Source organism: Pelovirga sp. (genome assembly GCF_059864205.1).
The window spans coordinates 1-2,512 of the sequence record NZ_JCBCBS010000148.1 but is presented as its reverse complement, the minus strand read 5'-3'; the positions used below and the strand labels follow the sequence as shown (position 1 = coordinate 2,512).

The following is a 2,512-nucleotide window of genomic DNA, read 5'->3' as shown; positions in this document are numbered from 1 at the left end:
TCCGCCATGAAGTCGTTGCCGTTGATCCGCACCAGCAGGGGAAAGTCCTTCCCGACCCTTTGGCGGATGGCGGCGACAACTTCCAGCCCGAAACGCATGCGGTTTTCCAGGGAGCCACCGTAGGTATCCTGACGCTGATTGGTCAGGGGCGAGAGAAACTCGCTGATCAGATAGCCGGTGCCGGCCAGCACTTCGACCGCATCAAAACCGGCCTGCTGAACGCGCCGGGCGGCGGCGGCAAAGTCCTCAATCAGCTGCGCAATTTCCGCTTCCTCCAGCGGCCGTGGCACTTCCTGGGTCAGGCGCGAGGCAATCGGCGATGGCGCTACCGGTTGCTTGCCACCGAGGAACAGGGAATGGTTGTAGCGTCCGGCATGATTCAGCTGGACGCAGGCAGCGGCACCAGCCTGTTGGATGGTTGCCGCAAGGCGGGTCAGTCCGGGTAGAAAAGCGTCGTCATGGGCACCGATATTGCCGGGTTGTCCGGCCAGGTCATCAACGGTGGCGTAGCCGACACAGATCAGCCCGGCACCACCCCGTGCCCGCTCGGCGTAGAATGCCTGCAGGCGCTCTGTGATCTTGAAGTTGCGACACATGTTCAGATGCATGGCCGGCATCATGATGCGGTTTTTTACTTTCAGGGAGCCAATGGTGATCGGTTCAAACAGTAAGTCGTGCATAAGCCCTCAGCTCAGATGGGTGCCAGTGCTGCGTGATAAAGATCGGCAACTGGTGCAAACAGACCGATGGTTTCCAGCGCTTGTCGCAGCGCATCAGGTTGATTGAGAAAGTCACGGAAAAAGACCAGCTCCGAAGCTTTCAGATAAATAGCAAAAGGCGGATATGGTTTGCCGGCAAGGAGTTCCTGAGCGACTTCGGCGACGGAGCGCGTCGGGTCGATCTGCTTGACCTTCGCGGCGCGCTCCAGAAGCTTGGTGACGTAAAAAATGATATTGGCATCGACACTGTCAATGGCATAACGATGACCAGGCAGAATGGTTTTGCCACGCAGTGTCGCGAGCTTGAGCAGGGTCGCACAATAGGCGTCGTAATTGCGGAACCGTTCATCGCTGAGCAGATCGACATCGAGCAATGGTGACTGAAAAATCCCGCGCAGCAGCACATCCCCGGTGACGGCCCAGTTGGCGCTGGTTAGAACCAGGTCGCTCTGGGAATGCCCCGGACAAGGGATCACGTCAATACCCAGATCGGGAGGCAGGTCGTCCTCAATGATGCGGTAGCGGGTCGGCAGAGTGGGAAATACCGAACCATCCTCCATGCTTGCCGCAAAGCGGCTGAGGAATTCTTTGCTGAAGCCATAAAACCGCAGCAGTTCGTACATCAATTGCAGCCGTTTTTCGTGCCGTTCGATTTTCAGGCTGTCGCGAAAAGGCAGATAGATGGTCGCCGTTGTGTTCTGTTCCAGCCAGTGCGCCAGTCCATAATGATCAATATGGCAGTGGCTGATGATGACATGACGCAGGTGCTTCAGATCGAGGTTCCGGCACAGATATGCCCTGGCTTCCGGCGCCGGCGGTCCGGTATCGAACAGGACTGCTTCGCCGGCGATGGTTGCGCTGTAACAATGGACCGGCCCGACCGGATAGGGGGTGTCCAGGGTATGTTGTTGCGGTAACATCTGCTGCTTCAAAACAGATATTTTTCTGCGTCAATGGCGGCCCGGGCCAGGGTCCGTTTGGCGGTGAGCAGGCCGCCGGCATCATATTTGCTGAAACGCCTGACCCCGGACAGGATCATGGTCAAGGTATCCCCTTCTTCGACAAAGTAGGCCGCTTTGCGGGCGGCGCTGGCCGCTTCCTCGTTGGCATTAAAGGTGAAAACTTTAACCGCTGCGGCCAGCTGTTCCTGGCGCGCCGGACTTAAGCCCGCGCTGATCTTTTCGGCACGCAGAACGGCACTTTCGATGGCAAAAATCTGAATGATGATATCCGCCGCCGCCATCAGGATTTCCTGTTCATCGGCAAGTTTCCCCATATATTTCTGAACGCCGGCGCCTGCGATAATTAGAAATAGCGTTTTCAGGTTCTGGATGGTGACTTTTTCTGTGGCAAAGGGGATGCTGGTGTCGATCTCTTCGAAGGAGGGTGTCATCAGTGATTCGAAGGCTTTCATTGCTTCGCTCTGCAGGGGCAATTCCCCTTTCATGGAACGGCGCAGAATCATCCCGGTAATCAGCAGACGGTTGATTTCATTGGTGCCTTCAAAAATCCGGTTGATGCGCTCATCGCGGTAGTAACGCTCGGCCGGATATTCGCTGCAGAACCCGTAGCCGCCGTGGATCTGGACGACTTCATCGACGGTTTTGGCCAGGACATCACTGCAGAACACCTTGGAGATGCCGCACTCGGCAGCATATTCTTCAATGGCCTTCTGATACTGTTCGTAATAGTCGGGGATCCCTTTTTCGATGGTGGCCAGTTTGTCGTCAAGCAATCCAGCCAAACGGTAAACCAGTGACTCGGAGGCATAGATGGCTGCGCTGAGATCGGCA

Annotated in this window: 3 protein-coding genes; all 3 read right to left on the bottom strand. The window is 56.4% G+C overall.

Features of this window, described 5'->3' with window-relative positions; all coding sequences use genetic code 11:
- Window positions 1–680 (bottom strand): oxidoreductase (locus tag AC6F7T_RS09380; protein WP_500718188.1); only part of this gene is annotated, 680 nt, incomplete at its 3' end.
- An 11-nt stretch (window positions 681–691) separates the two neighbouring features.
- Window positions 692–1,639, bottom strand: coding sequence for an MBL fold metallo-hydrolase (locus AC6F7T_RS09375; RefSeq protein ID WP_500718186.1), 948 nt, complete (start codon window positions 1,637–1,639; stop codon window positions 692–694).
- 8 nt (window positions 1,640–1,647) lie between these two features.
- Window positions 1,648–2,512 (bottom strand): acyl-CoA dehydrogenase family protein (locus AC6F7T_RS09370; protein ID WP_500718183.1); only part of this gene is annotated, 865 nt, incomplete at its 5' end.

Excerpts from the sequence above, each read along its gene's own strand:
- AC6F7T_RS09375 (WP_500718186.1), bottom strand. The coding sequence starts at position 1,639 with ATGTTACCGCAACAACATACCCTGGACACCCCCTATCCGGTCGGGCCG.